The organism is Streptomyces sp. NPDC002446 (assembly GCF_053595675.1).
In genome coordinates, this window is sequence record NZ_JBSFYC010000066.1 from 15,834 (window position 1) to 31,543 (window position 15,710).

Consider the following 15,710-nt stretch of genomic DNA (forward strand, 5'->3'; position numbering starts at 1 on the left):
GAGCACAGTGGGATCATGCAGCGACGTGAGCCACTCGGCGGGGCCGAATTCGCGCCCGAGACGACCTATCTGAACTCCGCCTCCAGCGGACTTCTCCCGCGGCGCAGCGCCACCGCCCTGCGCGCGGCCATCGAGGAGTCCGCCTCCTACGGCACGATGGGCCGCGACTACTTCGCGGCCCCCACCGCCTGCCGGGCCGCCTTCGCCCGGCTGCTGGACCATCCCGCCGAGCGCGTCGCCGTCGGCAGCTCGGTCGCGGTGTTCTCCGCCCTGATCGCCGCCTCCCTCCCGCCCGGCGCGGAAGTCCTCGCCCCCGAGGGCGACTTCAGCTCCCTGCTCAACCCGCTCGGCACCCACCCCGGCATCAAGCTGCGCACCGTACCGCTGGAGGCGCTCGCCGACGCGGTACGCCCCGGCACCGCGCTGGTCGCGTTCAGCGCCGTACAGTCCCTCGACGGCCGGATCGCCGACCTGACTGCCGTACGGGAGGCCGCACGGGCCCACGGGGCGCGCACCTTCCTCGACGCCACCCAGGCCGCCGGCTGGCTGCCGCTGCGCGCCGCCGACTTCGACTACCTGGTCAGCGGCGCCTTCAAGTGGCTGCTGTGCCCGCGCGGCACCACCTTCCTGGCGTTCGGCGGCGACCTCGCCCAGGCCCCCGACTGGCCGGCGCCGCTGCACGCGGGCTGGGTGGCCGGCGAGGACGTCGGCGCGTCCAACTACGGCCTGATCCGGCCGGCCGCCACCGCCCGGCGCTTCGACGAACCGCACGCCCACTTCTCGTACGTCGCCGCCGAACACTCCCTCGCCCTCATCGAGGAGCTGGGCGTGGCCGCCATCCACGCCCACAACACCGCGCTCGCCGCGTACTGCCGCGAAGGACTCGCCGAACGCGGCCTGGCCCCCCGCCCCGCGCCCGGCTCGGCGATCGTCTCCACCCCCGCCCCCGTGGACGCGCAGCGCCGGCTGACCGAGGCGGGCGTACGGATCTCGGTGCGCGGCGGACTGCTCCGCGCGGCCTTCCACCTCTACAACTCCACGGACGACGTGGACCGGCTGCTGGCACTGCTGGCGTAGCGGCTGTCACCGGGACGACGCACACGGCACGGCGCGGCCGCCGCACAGACCCTGCTGTGCGGCGGCCGCGCCGTCGGTGTCCCCTCCGTGCCCGCGCACGGACGCGTCCTACGTCACCGGCGTGAAGTCCCGCGCCCCGATGTACTCCGGGCGCCGCACCGGAGCCGCGAACGGCTCCACCGCGGCGTTGTCCACGCTGTTGAAGACGATGAAGACATTGCTGCGCGGGTAGGGGGTGATGTTGTCGCCCGAGCCGTGCATGGCGTTGCAGTCGAACCAGGTCGCCGAACCGGCCTTGCCGGTGAACAGGCGGATGCCGTGCTTGTCCGCCATCTTCGTGAGGACCTCGTCCGACGGGATGCCCGCGTCCTGCATCTGCAGGGACCGCTTGTAGTTGTCCTTCGGAGTCTCGCCCTCGCAGCCCACGAAGTGCCGGTGCGAACCGGGCATGATCATCAGGCCGCCGTTGGTGTCGTAGTTCTCCGTCAGCGCGATCGAGACCGACACGGTGCGCATGTTCGGCAGACCGTCCTCGGCGTGCCAGGTCTCGAAGTCCGAGTGCCAGTAGAAGCCGGAGGCACCGAAGCCGGGCTTCACATTGATCCGCGACTGGTGGACATAGACGTCCGAGCCGAGGATCTGCCGGGCCCGGCCGACCACGCGCGGGTCGGAGACCAGCTTGGCGAACACCTCACTGATCTTGTGCACCTCGAACACGGACCGTACGCTCTGCGACTTCGGCTCGACGATGGAGCGCGGATCGGCGCGCATCTCCGGGTCGAGCACCAGCCGGTCCAGTTCGGCGCGGTACACCGCGACTTCCTCCGCCGTCAGCAGCTCCCCGATGGCGAAAAAGCCGTCGCGTTCGAAGTCGCTCAGCTCGGACGGCGCGAACGGGCCGGCCGTTCCGGGCTGCGACCACACCGCCGGGTCCTTCCGCGGGGTGATCACCTCGGTGGTCCCACGGGTCGGGTACAGGTCGGCGGTGCGCTCGGGTGCGGTGGTCATGGTGTTGCCTTCCTCTCCTCTCGTACGGAATCTGTCCTACGTGCGCGTGCGTGCCTTCCTCAGCTCTGCCGGACGGGGCAGGAGGGTGCCGCCTCTTGCTCAGACCGTCTCGGGCTCGGGGTCCGGTTCGGTGAGAAGCGGGTAGACCCCGTTCTCGTCGTGGTCCTCGCGGCCGGTCACCGGCGGGTTGAAGACGCACAGGCAGCGGAAGTCCTTCTTGATCCGCATGGTGTGCTTCTCATGCCCGTCGAGGAGGTACATCACGCCGGGCGTGATGAGGTGCTTCTCGCCCGTCTCGTCGTTGGTCAGCTCGGCCTCGCCCTCGACGCAGACGACGGCCTCGATGTGGTTCGCGTACCACATCGACGTCTCCGTACCGGCGTACAGGACGGTCTCGTGCAGCGAGAAGCCGACGCGCTCCTTGGCGAGCACGATGCGCTTGCTCTCCCACGTGCCGGATGCGGCCTTGACGTGGCGGTCGGTGCCTTCGATGTCCTGGAAGGATCGGACGATCACGGTGAGTCGGTGCCTTTCTGTGAAACGGTCGGGAGCCCTGGGGTTCTCGGTCAGGCGCAGTCGCGGACCGCGCGGGCGAGGGTGCGAAGGCCCTCGTCCAGCTCCTCGGGGGTGGTCGTCAGCGCGGGCAGCAGCTTGACGACCTCGCTCTCCGGGCCGGAGGTCTCGATCAGCAGACCCAGCTCGAAGGCGCGCTTGGCGATCTTGTTGGCGAGGCTCTTGTCGATGCACTCCAGGCCCCACACCAGACCGCGGCCGCGGTACTCGGCGATGGCGTCCGGGTGCTCCTCGACGATGGCCTTCAGGTGCGCTTCGACGATCTCACCGCGGGCGAGAGTCTGCTTCTCCATCTGGCCGTCGGCCCAGTAGGTGTCCAGCGCCGCGGCGGCGGTCACGAAGGCCGGGTTGTTGCCGCGGAACGTGCCGTTGTGCTCGCCCGGCTCCCAGATGTCCAGCTCGGGCTTGAACAGGGTCAGCGCGAGCGGCAGGCCGTAGCCGCTGATGGACTTCGAGACGGTGACGATGTCCGGCACGATGCCCGCCTCCTCGAAGGAGAAGAAGGCACCCGTACGGCCGCAGCCCATCTGGATGTCGTCGACGATCAGCAGCATGTCCTGGCGCTCGCACAGGGCGGCGAGCGCGCGCAGCCACTCGGTCCGCGCCACGTTGATGCCGCCCTCGCCCTGCACGGTCTCCACGATCACGGCCGCGGGCTTGTTCAGGCCGGAGCCCTGGTCCTCCAGCAGCCGCTCGAACCACAGGAAGTCGGGGGTCTGGCCGTCCAGGTAGTTGTCGAACGGCATCGGGGTGCCGTGCACCAGCGGGATACCGGCGCCGGCCCGCTTCATGGAGTTGCCGGTGACGGCGAGTGCGCCCAGCGACATCCCGTGGAAGGCGTTGGTGAAGGACACGATCGACTCGCGGCCCTTGACCTTACGGGCCAGCTTCAGCGCGGCCTCGACGGAGTTGGCGCCCGTCGGGCCCGGGAACATGACCTTGTAGGGCAGGTCGCGCGGCCGCAGGATGATGTTCTGGAACGACTCCAGGAACGCCCGCTTGGCCGTGGTGGACATGTCCAGGCCGTGGGTGATGCCGTCGCGCTCGATGTAGTCGATCAGGGCGCGTTTGAGGACGGGGTTGTTGTGGCCGTAGTTGAGCGAACCGGCACCGGAGAAGAAGTCGAGGTAGGTGTGCCCGTCCTCGTCGGTCAGGCGGCTGCCCTGGGCGCGGTCGAAGATGGTGGGCCAGCCACGGCAGTAGCTGCGCACCTCCGACTCCACGGTCTCGAAGACGCTCAGATCGGGCTGGGTGATGGTCACAGCATGCTCCTGGGAGATGAGTGCGAAGGATGAGGAAGTCTGTGGGTGGGGCCGGGCCGGGCCGGCGCTCTCACGGGGGAGCCGGCTCGCACGGCACCGTCGCCGCGCGCGGACCTGGGGGCGCTACTGCCCGGGGGCCGGTGGTGCGAACGGGCCTATGAGGTGCAGCACCTCCGGCTCGTGGCCCTGCTCGGGGAACAGCCCCGCGTCGAAGAGCACCTCGCGTCTGACCGGCACCGAGTGCCGCTCGGCGAAGGACGCGAACAACCGGTTGGACGCCGCGTTGTCGGGCGTGATCGTGGTCTCGACGAAACGAATGCCCAGCTCGTCCACGGCCCGGAGGGTCAGCGCGTCCAGGAGCGCGGCCGCCAGTCCCCGGCCACGGTGCGCGTCGTCGACGGCGACCTGCCAGACGACGAGGGTCTCCGGGTGCTCGGGGCGGAGGTAGCCGGTGATGAAGGCGGCCGGCTCGCCCTCCGCGTCGCGGGCGACGACGGAGGTGGCGGCGAAGTCCCGGCACCACAGCAGGTAGCTGTAGGAGGAGTTGAGGTCCAGCGTCCGCGAGTCGCGGGCGATGCGCCAGATTGCTGCTCCGTCCTCCACGCGTGGGGTGTCGAGCTTGAAGCCCTCCGGAAATTCTCTGATATCGCTGCGGGCACCTGCATGGTCTGCTTGTGCGGCGGTCATGGAAATTAAATTTACCCAGGGAAAAAGGAAATTGCATCGCGGGCAGGGGTTACGGAAGCGCGCGGAGTGTGTTATCGCGCGGGGGCGCCCGGGCGCGCGATGCGATCGAAAGTTGTCCGGATTTGACCAGGATGTTCGGGGTAAAACGGACACCCTGTGTAGTCGGTCACAGCTCCGTAACGCCCACGAGATGCGTCCGAATTACGGTATCCGGCACTAGCGAAATCTTGGCGTTTGAGCTGCGGAAAAGCGGGCAGAAGAATACGGGAAGCTGTGCTTCTGGAGAATTGGGAATTCGCCGCCAGAGTCTCGGTGGAAGGCCCATGGAATCCTGCGCGGTAAGGCCCTGACAAGGCCCCGGGCAAGCCCCGCGAGAACATATGGCGGGTTTTGGCGGAACATCCGGCGAATCGTTCGGTGAAACGGCCTGCGCCGGCCCGCCCCGGCCCCCGGCGCCGCCGCCTAAAGTGCCTGTATGACGTCCATGAGCGAAGGTGCGGTGCTGCACCTCAAGGGGAGGGTCCTCGTCGGGCCGGACGACGTGCGCGACGAGCTGTGGGTGGTCGGGGGCCGGGTGACGTTCGACCGGCCGGCCATGGCACGCGATGCCACCACGGTCGAGGGCTGGACGCTGCCGGGCCTGGTCGACGCCCACTGCCATGTGGGCCTGGACGCGCACGGCCCGGTGGACGCCCCCACCAGCGAAAAGCAGGCGCTCACCGACCGTGACGCCGGCACCCTGCTGATCCGTGACGCCGGGTCGCCCTCCGACACCCGCTGGATCGACGACCGCGAGGACCTGCCCCGGATCATCCGCGCCGGCCGTCACATCGCCCGTACCCGGCGTTACATCCGCAACTACGCGCATGAGATCGAGCCCGAGGACCTGGTCGCCTACGTCGCCCAGGAGGCCCGCCGCGGTGACGGCTGGGTCAAGCTCGTCGGGGACTGGATCGACCGCTCCACCGGCGATCTCTCCGCCTGCTGGCCCCAGGGCGCGGTCCGGGCGGCCATCGCCGAGGCGCACCGGCTCGGCGCCCGGGTGACCGCCCACTGCTTCGCGGAGGAGTCCCTTGCCCCGCTCGTCGAGGCCGGCATCGACTGCATCGAGCACGCCACCGGACTGACCGAGGACACCATCCCGCTGTTCGCCGAGCGGGGCGTGGCCATCGTCCCCACGCTCGTCAACATCGCCACGTTCCCGCGGCTCGCGGACGGCGGCGCGGCGAAGTTCCCGCGCTGGGCGGACCATATGCGGCGCCTGCACGAGCGCCGCTACGACACCGTACGGGCCGCCTACGACGCCGGTGTGCCCGTCTTCGCCGGCACCGACGCCGGCGGCTCGCTCGCCCACGGCCTGGTCGCCGAGGAGGTCCTGGAGCTGACCCGGGCCGGTCTGCCCGCCGTGGCCGCCCTCTCCGCCACCACCTGGGGCGCCCGGGACTGGCTCGGCCGCCCCGGCCTCACCGAGGGCGCCCCCGCGGACCTGGTGGTCTACGGGAGCGACCCGCGCGAGGACGTACGCGTCCTGGCGGCGCCGCGCAGGGTGGTGCTGCGCGGGCGGGTCGTGGGCTAGGCCCGCCTCCCGGTCCCTGTGGCGGACGCGGGACCGGGGTTGAGTCGAGTCAAGCGCGCCGGTCAACCCGGATCACCCGGTCGGTGGGGCGGCTGTGACGTGGGTGATCCACCGCGTCACAAGAATCGAACAAGACCACGGAAACCACCCTTTGGGATGAAACGACCTCGCGTGGCTCCCTGTTCACCCTCCGTACGGACACGATGTGCGGGTCGAGGTCGTCGGACCGCGTGATGTCCCCCATTGGCGCGGCCGGCGACTCCATTTCTCTCGTGGGGGTTCCACACACGTGTCCACCAGTTCCGCCTTCTCCGGCACGCCCAGACGCCTCGCCGCGACCCTCGTCGCCACGGCGCTCACGGCCGGCCCCGTCGTACTGCTCGGCGCCGCGCCCGCACAGGCCACCGGAGACCACGGCACGACCCGCGGCACCTCCGGCGCGGTCGTACTGCGCACCGGCCTCGACGTCGGTCTGCTCAACAAGACGCTCGACGTCCCGCTGAACGTCGCCCTGAACGAGGTGCGCGCCCCGGCCTCCGCCGACAAGACCGCACTCACCGTCAACCTGGACGGCGTCAACCAGGGCAAGCCGTTCAGCGTGCTGCGCGCCGATGTCGCCACCGCGCGGGCCACCGCCGACCGCCGCAGGACCGAGGGCTACGCCAACCTGGTCCGCGCCAAGGTCCAACTGCCCGGTCTGCCGCTGCTGTCCCTGATCGAGGTCGAGCAGGTCACCGCCAAAGCGGTGTGCGAGGCGGGCCGGCGGCCCCGCGCCGAGTCCAATGTGCTGGGCGACGTCCGGGTCCTCGGCAAGAAGGTCACCCTCACGGCGGGCGGCACGACGGAGGTCAAGGTGCCGGGCGTCGGCGAGGTGCGGCTCGATCTGTCCAAGAAGAGCGTCACGGGCAGTGGTGCCGCGGCCACCGCGCTCGAACTGAACGTCTCCGTCAACCCGCTGAAGCTGAACGTCGCGGACGTGCGCGGCCGGGTCACCCTCGCCCGGGCCACCTGCACCGCACCGCACGGCAAGACGCCCGAGAAGACGCCCGAGCACAACGGCTCCGGCGGCACCGGCGGCGGTCAGCACAAGCCCGGCGGCGGCAGCAGGCCGGCCGGCGGCGGCACCGAGGTGACGCAGACCGGCTCCCGGCCCGGCGGCCAGAACCTCGCCGAGACCGGCGGCAGTTCGGCCACCGGCTACCTCGCCGGCGGCGCGGCCCTGCTGCTCGCCGCGGGCGGCGGAGCGATGGTCTACGCCCGCCGGCGCCGCACCGCCGCCCAGACGGGCCGCGGCTGACAGACCCGTACCCCGTGCCGGTGCTGTGGGGGCGCCGTGTGCGGGGTACGGCCCGGGGTGCGCCGTACCCGCCGAGCGCGGCGCGTACGGCGCACCTCACGCCTCGCGGCGGTAGAAGTCGAACTGGGTCACCCCGTTGTAGCCGTAGCTCTCGGGGTGCAGTTCGTGCAGCGCGACCCCGGCCCGGGGGAGCGGGCCGAGCAGGTCCGACAGCAGCTCGCCGGCCCTGGCGATGAACGCGGCCTTCTCCGCGGCGCTGTTGGTGCCCAGGGTGAGGCTGGCCTCCACATGCGCGTCGCGGCTCCCGGCCAGGGGCCTGCCGCCGATGTAATAGCTGCCGGCCGCCACGAGGCCGATCTGCACGATGGTGCGCGCACGGGACTTGCCCAGGACCGAGACCGCTAGCTCGGTCAGCCCCTCGGCGAGGGCGCGCTGGACGTCGGCGGGCAGGGCGGGGTCGGCGACGGTGACCCGGAAGTACGGCATGGCTCTCCTCGGTGCGAAGGTGTCTCTCCGCCGGAGCCGGCGGACGGATCAAGCGTCGCCAACCTGGCACCATTGATCCAACGCATAGCCGTCATGGAGGTATGAGGCAGCCACATGACCGTCAACCTTCCCCAGCTGAGGGCCTTCCTCGCCGTCGTCGACGCGGGCGGCTTCAGCGCGGCCGCCGCCGAACTGGGCATGAGCCAGTCCGCGGTCTCGCACGCCGTCGCCTCCCTCGAACGCGAGCTGACCGCCCCGCTGCTGGTCCGCGCCACCCCGGTGCGCACCACCGCGCTGGGCGAGCAAGTCCTGCCGCACGCCCGCATCGCGCTGTCGGCGGCCCGGTCCGTCGAGCAGATCGCGGCCGAGGCCAACGGGACCATGACCGGCACCGTGCGGCTGGCCGCCACCCCGACGGTCTGCCAGGGGCTGGTCCCCGGCCTGCTCCGGCACTGGCGCGCGGACCAGCCCCGGATCACGGTGCGGATCTTCGAGGGCGACAGCGCCGAAGTGGCGGCCTGGCTGGCGGACGGGACGGCCGATGCCGCCATCCTGATCGACCCTCCTCCGGCCACCGCCGGGAGGCGCCCCCGGTCCGGCCCCGGCATCCAGCTCGCCACCGACGGCTACCGCGCCCTGCTGCCCCGGGACCACCCCCTGGCGGGCGAGCCGTGCGTCGACCTCCGCGACCTGGAGGACGACCAGTTCCTGATCTCGCCCAACGGCTGCGAGGACCGCATCCGTACGATCCACCGCCTGGCCGGCGTGGCCTTCACGCCCACGCACCGGGTACGGGACCTGGCGACCCTGATCAGCATGGTGCAGGCCGGTATCGGCGTCACCGTCCTGTCCGAGGTCTCCCGCTCGCTGATCCCCCCGGACCTGGTCCTGCTGCCGCTGGAGCCCCGGACCTCGCGCCGCCTCGTGCTGACCGGGCCGCACGACCGCCCCTGGCACCCGGCCGTGCGTCCGCTGGGCGAGTCAGCCGCCGGTCATCTGGCCCGGACCGCGCCGCCCGAGGACCCCGGCCAGCGCCGCGATGAACCGGTCGGTCGTCGCCCGGTCCCGGACCGCGAGGCGTAGCCAGTCGGTGCCCAGGCCCGGGAAGGTGTCGCCGCGGCGCACCGCGAAGCCGCACTCGCGCAGCGCGGTCCGCACCGCCGGCGCGTCCGGCAGCCGGACCAGCACGAACGGGCCGGCTGCCGGGCCGGCCACCCGTATCTGCCCCAACTCGCCCAGGCGGGCCAGCAGATGGGCCCGGTCCGCGGCGATCTGCCCGGCCGCCGCGGCGGCCTCCGCCAGGGCCCGCGGTGTGCTGCACGCCTCGGCGGCGGCGAGCGCCGGACTGGAGACCGGCCACAGCGGCTGCGCCCGCTCCAGGGCCGCGACGGTGTCCGGCGCGGCCAGCACATATCCGATCCGCAGCCCCGCCAGCCCCCAGGTCTTGGTCAGGCTGCGCAGCACGACCAGGCCCGGCAGGTCCGTGCGGTGGGCCAGCGACTCCCGCTCGCCCGGCACCGCGTCCATGAACGCCTCGTCCACTACCAGCGTCCGGCCCGGCCGCGCCAGGCGCGCCAGCGCCGCCGCGGGGTGCAGCACGGACGTCGGATTGGTGGGGTTGCCGACGACGACCAGATCGGCGTCGGCGGGCACCGCGTCCGGATCCAGCCGGAAGCCGTCCCGCTCGGCGAGCAGCACCCGCCCGACAGCGTGCCCGGCGTCCCGCAGCGCCGCCTCCGGCTCCGTGAACTGCGGATGCACCACCACCGGCCGGCGGGCTCCCACGGCCCGCGCGATCAGCACGAACGCCTCCGCGGCGCCCGAGGTCAGCAGCACCCGCTCCGCGGGCAGCCCGTGCCGCGCGGCGACCGCCCGGCGGGCCGCCCGCCCGTCCGGGTACGCGGCGAGACCGTCCAGGGACGCGGCGATGCGCTCCTTGAGCCAGGCCGGGGGAGTGCCGGTGCGGACGTTGACCGCCAGATCCGTCAGCGCGCCGTCGGCGCCCCGGACCTCGGCGTCGCCGTGATGCCGCAGATCGGGTTCGTGCGGCGGGGCCGCCGGGCCGGGCTCCGGCAGCCGTACGGAGGGGGCGGACGACGGCATGCTCACCGGTCCCCGGCGCGCGCCGCCGCCACCGCGGCGTCCCGCGGGGGCAGCAGGTCCGCCGCCTCGTGATAGCGCTCCATGACCACGTCGGCCACCTCGGGCCCGGCGCCGATCGGATGCGCGCCGTACACCTCGGTGTCGGGGTGCGCCGCGGCCCAGCCCTCGGTCTGCATGCACAGCCGCTCGAACAGGCCGCCCGGGAAGAGGAAGTACGGCATGACCACGATCCGGCCCCGACCGCCCGCCCTGGGGGCCACCGCGGCCAGCGCCCGGCAGCGGTCCAGGCCCGCCGGCACATCGGGCGCCGCCTGGGTGACGAAGGCGGTCTCCACGCCCGCGAAGCCGCGCCCCTCCCACAGCAGCCGCGCGGCCCGCGCCACCTCGGCGTTGGCGTACGGATCACTCGCCCCGCGCCCCACCAGCAGCACCGTCGTACGGGCCCGGTCCTCGGGGCGGCGGGCGCCGCTGCCCAGCGCCTCGTCCAGCCGCTGCTCCAGCATCTGGAGCAGCCGGGGGTGCGGGCCCAGTTCGGCGCCGCAGGCGAAGGAGAGTCCGGGGTGGCGGTCCGCCGCCCGCTCCAGTGCCGCCGGCAGCGTCCGGTCCACCTGCCCGGCCGGGGCCAGCAGCAGCGGAACGGCGGCGACGCGGGTGGCACCCCGCCCGGCCAGCTCGTCGACGGCGTCGTCCAGCGGCAGCGGCGAGCCCGGTCCGCCGAAGAACCCGCCGGCGACGGGCACCTCGGGGTGGCGCGCGCCGAGCGCCTGCACCAGCGCGCGCAGGGCCTCGGCCCCGCCTTCGTCACGGGCGCCGTGACCGGCGATGAGCAGTGCGGGAGGGGTGGTCACTGGGTCTCCTTGGTGCCGGTGTTTCGCTGTCGGGCGCTTCGTCGTCGATGACCGCCGTCCGCCGACCCCGGCCGCGGCGGGGTGGGTTGGGGAGGCCATGACGATATCGGCACCTGTGGACGGGGCGGCGGCCGCTCCCTCCCTACCAGCGGTAAGCGCACCGGTCTTCGTTACTGCCGGCCCGGGCGGAGCGCTCGGGGGCGGGCGCGGCCGCGGCCGGGCCGGCGAGCGCGCAGGTGGCGCGGGCCGGCCGGCCGAGCGGCGCCGACTTGCGCTTGCCGGCGACCAGTTCGGCGCCCGGCCCCGCACCCAGCAGCGCGGCCGCCTCGGCCACGCTCGGCGTCCCCACGGCGGCGGCCGCGGCCCGGGACGGATCCGGTACCCGTACGGCCGCCAGCGCCGCCGCCGGGAACGACAGCAGCGGCACCCCGAGCCGCCGCGCCGCCCCGGTCAGCCCCGGCTCGTCGGCCTTGGCGGCCACCGTCGCCAGCGCCGCGAGCGGCCGGCCGGCCAGCCCCGCCGCCGCGCGGGTGGCCATGATCAGCTCCAGCACCTCGTCGACCGGCACGCCGCGGCTCGCGCCCACGCCGGCGACCAGCGGCGCACCGGCCCCGCCCGCGCCGCCGACGGCCCGGCGGCTCACCGCGCGACGGCTCCCCGCGCCGCGCTCGCCGCCAGCCGCCCGGCCAGCGACGGCTCCGCCGCCCAGTGCACATGCAGATACGAGGCATGCACCCCGCCGGTCACAAAGCCCTCCACCCGCCGCTCGGGGTGCGTCAGACCCCAGGCCGGCTCGGCGCCCGCGCCCGGCTCCAGGACCGTACGGTGGAACTCATGGCCGCGCACCCGCGTCCCGGCCGCGGCCAGCGCGTTGTCCCGCAGCGCCACCGCCTCCCGGTAGCCGAGGGTGAGCCGCTCGGTCATCCGGGCCTCGGCGGGCAGCACCCCGCACATCGGCTTCCCGTCGATCGCCCGCGAGAGGTACAGCAGCCCGGCGCACTCGGCGGACACCGGCGCCCCGGAGGCGGCCAGCGCGGCCACCGCGGCACGCAGCGGCGCATTCGCCGACAGATCCGGCGCATACACCTCGGGGAAGCCGCCGCCGATCACCAACCCCTGCGTACCGGGCGGGAGTCGCTCGTCCCGCAGCGGGTCGAAGGAGGCCACCTCGGCCCCCGCGGCGGCCAGCAGCTCGGCGTGCTCGGCGTACGAGAAGGTGAACGCCGCGCCCCCGGCGACGGCGATCAGCGGCCGCTCCGCGGAGCCGGACGCCGCAGGACCGGTGCCCGTCGCCGCCACCGCGGCCGCCGGATCCCAGGGCGCGTCCGGCAGCTCCGGCACCGTACGGGCCAGCGCCAGCAGCGCCTCCAGGTCGCAGCCCGCACGCACCCGCGCGGCCAGTTCGCGCACCGACTCCAGCGCCTCGGCCCGCCGTTCGGCGACCGGCACCAGACCCAGATGACGCGACGGCGTACCGGCCAGCCCGTCACGGCGCAGCGCGCCCAGCACCGGCACCCCCGAGGAGCCCATGGCCTCCCGCAGCAGCTCCTCGTGCCGGTCCGAGCCGACCTTGTTGAGGATCACCCCGGCCAGCCGCACCTCCGGGTCCCAGGACGCGAAGCCGTGCACCAGCGCGGCCACCGACCTCGACTGCGAGGACGCGTCCACCACCAGCACCACCGGCGCCCGCAGCAGCTTCGCCACCTGCGCCGTCGACGACAGCTCGCCCTTCCCCGACGCCCCGTCGAACAGCCCCATCACGCCCTCGACGACCGCGAGATCGGCGCCCGCCGCACCGTGCAGGAACAGCGGGGCGATCCGGTCCGGGCCGCACAGGTAGGCGTCCAGGTTGCGGCCCGGACGGCCGGTCGCCAGGGAGTGGTAGCCGGGGTCGATGTAGTCGGGACCCACCTTGTGCGGCGACACCGTGAGCCCGGCCTCGGCGAACGCCGCCATCAGGCCGGTGGCCACCGTCGTCTTGCCGGCGCCCGACGACGGCGCGGCGATCACCAGCCGCGGAACGGACCCGGTACTCATGCGCTGCTCACCATTCGATGCCCCGCTGGCCCTTCTGCCCCGCGTCCATCGGGTGCTTGACCTTCGTCATGTCCGTCACCAGGTCGGCGAAGTCCAGCAGCGGCTCGGGGGCGCCGCGCCCGGTGATGACGACATGCTGCGTACCGGGGCGGTCGCGCAGCACCGACACCACCTCCTCGGTGTCGATCCAGCCCCACTTCAGCGGGTACGCGAACTCGTCCAGCACCAGCAGCTTGTACGTCTCCGCGGCGAGATCCCGCTTGACCTGCTCCCAGCCCTCGCGCGCCGCGTCCTCGCTGGAGGCGATGTCGCGCTGCACCCAGGACCAGCCCTCGCCCATCTTGTGCCAGGCGACCGTGCCGCCCTCGCCGGATTCGCCGAGCACCTTCAGTGCCCGCTCCTCGCCGACCTTCCACTTCGCCGACTTCACGAACTGGAACACCCCGACCGGCCAGCCCTGGTTCCAGGCGCGCAGCGCCAGCCCGAAGGCGGCGGTGGACTTGCCCTTGCCCTGGCCGGTGTGGACGAAGACCAGCGGGCGGTTGCGGCGCTGGCGGGTGGTGAGTCCGTCGTTCGGTACGACGGACGGCTGTCCCTGCGGCATTACGCGGCCTTCCTGTTGCGGTGAGCGGTCCTGTTGCCCTGCACGGTCCGTACGAGCGCCGAGACGTTGTCGGCGCGCAGCTCGTCGAGGGTGACGGCGGTGCCCTGCAGCTCCCGGGCCAGCTCGCCCGCCAGCCCCAGCCGCACCGGGCCCGCCTCGCAGTCCACGACCACCGAGGCGGTGCCCTCGGCGGCCAGCAGCCGGGCCGCGCGGGCGGCCCGCACGAGGGGCTCGGGGCCGCCCGTCGCCCGCCCGTCGGTGACGACCACCAGCAGCGGGCGGCGCGAGGCGTCCCGCATCCGCTCCACCCGCAGCACGTCATGGGCCCGCAGCAGGCCCTCCGACAGCGGCGTCCGGCCGCCCGTCGGCAGCTGCTCCAGCCGCGCCGCCCCCGCCTCGACCGACGACGTCGGAGGCAGCGCCAGCTCGGCACCGGTGCCCCGGAAGCTGATCATGCCGATCTTGTCGCGCCGCTGATAGGCGTCCAGCAGCAGCGAGAGCACCGCGCCCTTGACCGCGCTCATCCGCTTGCGCGCGGCCATCGAACCGGACGCGTCCACGACGAACAGCACGAGGTTGCCCTCGCGGCCCTCGCGCACCGCCTCGCGCAGATCGTCCCTGCGCACGACCAGCCCGGCGCCCCGCCGCCCGCGCGCCCTCTGGTGCGGGGCCGCGGCCTGCACGGTCGCGGCAAGGTGCAGCTTGCCCAGGGCACCGCGCGGGCGGCGGGCACCGGTCGTACGGCCATGGGCGGTACGGGCCCGGGAGCGGCGGCCGTCGGCGCCCTCGCCCAGCCCCGGCACGTCCAGCCGCCGGGTCCGGAACGGCTCGGCGGCCCCGACCGCCGGCTGCTCACCGGCCACGCCGCCCTGGGGCCGGGGCTCGCCCTCGGCCTGCTCGGCCCGTTCGGAGGCGCCGTCCCGTTCGGGTGCCTGAGGAGCCTCGGGTGCCCGGGGGGCCTCCCGCTCCTGCTGGTGCGGCAGTTCGGGACCCGGCGGCTCCTGCGGCCCGCCCTCCTGCGGCGGGAGCCCGCCACCGGGGCCGCCCCCGTCGGGGCCGCCGTCCGGACCGTCCGGATCCGGCTCGTCCTCGCCCTCGTCCGCCCCGCCGAACTCCTCCAGCGTCTGGTCGAGTTTGTCCTCGTCCAGGCCGGGGGCGTCGAAGGGGTTGCGGCGACGGCGGTGCGGCAGCGCCAGCAGCGCCGCCTGCCGGACGTCCTCCTCCAGGACGTCCGTACGTCCCGCCCACGCGGCCAGCGCGGTGGCGGTGCGCGCCATCACGATGTCCGCGCGCATCCCGTCGACCTCGAACGCGGCGCAGGTCGCGGCGATCTGACGGAGCGCCGCGTCCCCCAGCACCACGCTCGGCAGCAGCTCCCGCGCGGCGGCGATGCGCCCGCGCAGCCCCTCCTCCTCGGCCGCCCAGCGCGCCGCGAAGCCGGCCGGGTCGGCGTCGTACGCCAGCCGCCGCCGAACGACCTCGACCCGCTGATCGGGCTCCCGGGAGGCCGCGACCTCGACCGTGAGCCCGAACCGGTCCAGCAGCTGCGGCCGCAGCTCGCCCTCTTCGGGGTTCATGGTACCGACGAGCAGGAACCGGGCCGCGTGCCGTACGGAGACCCCCTCGCGCTCGACGTACGAGGAACCCATGGCGGCGGCGTCCAGCAGCAGGTCCACCAGGTGGTCGTGGAGGAGATTGACCTCGTCCACGTAGAGGATGCCGCGGTGGGCATCGGCAAGCAGCCCCGGTTCGAAGGCCTTCACGCCCTCCGAGAGCGCCCGCTCGATGTCCAGCGCGCCGACCAGGCGGTCCTCGGAGGCGCCGACGGGCAGCTCGACCATCCGCGTCGGGCGCTCCTCGGCGGCACCCGGCCCGTGCGGCCCGTCGGGGCACCCGGGGTCGGGGGCCGCGGGCGCGCAGGCGAAGCGGCAGCCGCCGATCACGTCGACGGACGGCATCAGCGCCGACAGCGCGCGGACCGCGGTGGACTTGGCGGTGCCCTTCTCGCCGCGCACCAGCACGCCGCCGACCGCGGGGCTCACCGCGTTCAGCAGCAGCGCCAGGCGCAGATCGTCCATTCCGACGACCGCGGTGAAGGGGTACTGCGGGGTCGTGTTGTGCGCCGTTGTCATGCCTTGTCATCCTCCACGTC

15 protein-coding genes are annotated in these 15,710 nt (G+C 73.7%); 4 read left to right on the forward strand and 11 right to left on the reverse strand.

What is annotated here, in order from left to right:
* The first annotated feature begins 15 nt into the window (after positions 1–15).
* Complete coding sequence (locus tag ACWD6P_RS29140; protein WP_451447151.1) at positions 16–1,077, forward strand: aminotransferase class V-fold PLP-dependent enzyme; 1,062 nt, start codon at positions 16–18, stop codon at positions 1,075–1,077.
* A gap of 108 nt (positions 1,078–1,185) precedes the next feature.
* On the opposite strand, the gene thpD is transcribed toward ACWD6P_RS29140, so the two are convergent.
* The 4 genes from thpD to ectA all read right to left on the reverse strand — a co-directional run bounded on the left by thpD (position 1,186) and on the right by ectA (position 4,607).
* Positions 1,186–2,085 carry an ectoine hydroxylase gene (gene thpD / locus ACWD6P_RS29145; protein ID WP_451447152.1) on the reverse strand — a complete coding sequence of 300 codons (900 nt, stop codon included), beginning with the start codon at positions 2,083–2,085 and terminating at the stop codon, positions 1,186–1,188.
* A gap of 99 nt (positions 2,086–2,184) precedes the next feature.
* Positions 2,185–2,601 (reverse strand): ectoine synthase, encoded by a 417-nt coding sequence (locus ACWD6P_RS29150; protein ID WP_451447153.1) that lies wholly within the window; start codon positions 2,599–2,601, stop codon positions 2,185–2,187.
* A gap of 50 nt (positions 2,602–2,651) precedes the next feature.
* Positions 2,652–3,920 carry a diaminobutyrate--2-oxoglutarate transaminase gene (gene ectB / locus ACWD6P_RS29155; protein ID WP_451447154.1) on the reverse strand — a complete coding sequence of 423 codons (1,269 nt, stop codon included), beginning with the start codon at positions 3,918–3,920 and terminating at the stop codon, positions 2,652–2,654.
* A 123-nt stretch (positions 3,921–4,043) separates the two neighbouring features.
* Positions 4,044–4,607, reverse strand: coding sequence for a diaminobutyrate acetyltransferase (ectA, locus tag ACWD6P_RS29160; RefSeq protein WP_451447155.1), 564 nt, complete (start codon positions 4,605–4,607; stop codon positions 4,044–4,046).
* Between the two features lie 484 nt (positions 4,608–5,091).
* Between ectA and ACWD6P_RS29165 the strand changes: the two genes are divergently transcribed.
* Positions 5,092–6,183, forward strand: a complete 1,092-nt coding sequence (locus tag ACWD6P_RS29165) for an amidohydrolase family protein (protein ID WP_451447175.1) — start codon at positions 5,092–5,094, stop codon at positions 6,181–6,183.
* A gap of 289 nt (positions 6,184–6,472) precedes the next feature.
* Positions 6,473–7,480, forward strand: a complete 1,008-nt coding sequence (locus ACWD6P_RS29170; protein WP_451447156.1) for an SCO1860 family LAETG-anchored protein — start codon at positions 6,473–6,475, stop codon at positions 7,478–7,480.
* A 96-nt stretch (positions 7,481–7,576) separates the two neighbouring features.
* On the opposite strand, the gene ACWD6P_RS29175 is transcribed toward ACWD6P_RS29170, so the two are convergent.
* On the reverse strand, positions 7,577–7,966 hold the full coding sequence (locus ACWD6P_RS29175; RefSeq protein WP_451447157.1) for a tautomerase family protein: 390 nt from the start codon (positions 7,964–7,966) through the stop codon (positions 7,577–7,579).
* Between the two features lie 114 nt (positions 7,967–8,080).
* On the opposite strand from ACWD6P_RS29175, the gene ACWD6P_RS29180 reads away from it, so the two are divergent.
* Positions 8,081–9,049, forward strand: a complete 969-nt coding sequence (locus ACWD6P_RS29180; RefSeq protein WP_451447158.1) for a LysR family transcriptional regulator — start codon at positions 8,081–8,083, stop codon at positions 9,047–9,049.
* Here the strand turns inward: ACWD6P_RS29180 and cobC are convergent.
* The 6 genes from cobC to ACWD6P_RS29210 form a co-directional block, all read right to left on the reverse strand.
* Entirely contained in the window at positions 8,948–10,069 is a 1,122-nt protein-coding gene (gene cobC / locus ACWD6P_RS29185) for an Rv2231c family pyridoxal phosphate-dependent protein CobC (RefSeq protein ID WP_451447159.1), read from the reverse strand. The two genes, ACWD6P_RS29180 and cobC, sit on opposite strands and share 102 nt — an antisense overlap.
* A 2-nt stretch (positions 10,070–10,071) precedes the next feature.
* Positions 10,072–10,917: a sirohydrochlorin chelatase gene (locus tag ACWD6P_RS29190; RefSeq protein ID WP_451447160.1), complete on the reverse strand. Its 846-nt coding sequence runs from the start codon at positions 10,915–10,917 to the stop codon at positions 10,072–10,074.
* A 142-nt stretch (positions 10,918–11,059) separates the two neighbouring features.
* Positions 11,060–11,560 (reverse strand): cobalamin biosynthesis protein, encoded by a 501-nt coding sequence (locus ACWD6P_RS29195; protein WP_451447161.1) that lies wholly within the window; start codon positions 11,558–11,560, stop codon positions 11,060–11,062.
* On the reverse strand, positions 11,557–12,954 hold the full coding sequence (locus tag ACWD6P_RS29200) for a cobyrinate a,c-diamide synthase (RefSeq protein WP_451447162.1): 1,398 nt from the start codon (positions 12,952–12,954) through the stop codon (positions 11,557–11,559). Before ACWD6P_RS29200 ends, ACWD6P_RS29195 begins: the two co-directional genes overlap by 4 nt.
* Before the next feature lie 7 nt (positions 12,955–12,961).
* A complete protein-coding gene (gene cobO / locus ACWD6P_RS29205; RefSeq protein WP_451447163.1) occupies positions 12,962–13,558 on the reverse strand; it encodes a cob(I)yrinic acid a,c-diamide adenosyltransferase in 597 nt (198 codons plus the stop codon).
* Complete coding sequence (locus ACWD6P_RS29210) at positions 13,558–15,690, reverse strand: putative cobaltochelatase (protein WP_451447164.1); 2,133 nt, start codon at positions 15,688–15,690, stop codon at positions 13,558–13,560. The genes cobO and ACWD6P_RS29210 overlap by 1 nt, the downstream gene beginning before the upstream one ends.
* Positions 15,691–15,710: the final 20 nt, after the last annotated feature.

Coding starts and splice junctions, on each gene's coding strand:
- ectA (WP_451447155.1), bottom strand. CDS start 4,607: ATGACCGCCGCACAAGCAGACCATGCAGGTGCCCGCAGCGATATCAGA.
- ACWD6P_RS29200 (WP_451447162.1), bottom strand. CDS start 12,954: ATGAGTACCGGGTCCGTTCCGCGGCTGGTGATCGCCGCGCCGTCGTCG.
- ACWD6P_RS29210 (WP_451447164.1), bottom strand. CDS start 15,690: ATGACAACGGCGCACAACACGACCCCGCAGTACCCCTTCACCGCGGTC.
- ACWD6P_RS29140 (WP_451447151.1), top strand. CDS start 16: ATGCAGCGACGTGAGCCACTCGGCGGGGCCGAATTCGCGCCCGAGACG.
- ACWD6P_RS29175 (WP_451447157.1), bottom strand. CDS start 7,966: ATGCCGTACTTCCGGGTCACCGTCGCCGACCCCGCCCTGCCCGCCGAC.
- thpD (WP_451447152.1), bottom strand. CDS start 2,085: ATGACCACCGCACCCGAGCGCACCGCCGACCTGTACCCGACCCGTGGG.
- ACWD6P_RS29180 (WP_451447158.1), top strand. CDS start 8,081: ATGACCGTCAACCTTCCCCAGCTGAGGGCCTTCCTCGCCGTCGTCGAC.
- ACWD6P_RS29165 (WP_451447175.1), top strand. CDS start 5,092: ATGAGCGAAGGTGCGGTGCTGCACCTCAAGGGGAGGGTCCTCGTCGGG.
- cobC (WP_451447159.1), bottom strand. CDS start 10,069: ATGCCGTCGTCCGCCCCCTCCGTACGGCTGCCGGAGCCCGGCCCGGCG.
- cobO (WP_451447163.1), bottom strand. CDS start 13,558: ATGCCGCAGGGACAGCCGTCCGTCGTACCGAACGACGGACTCACCACC.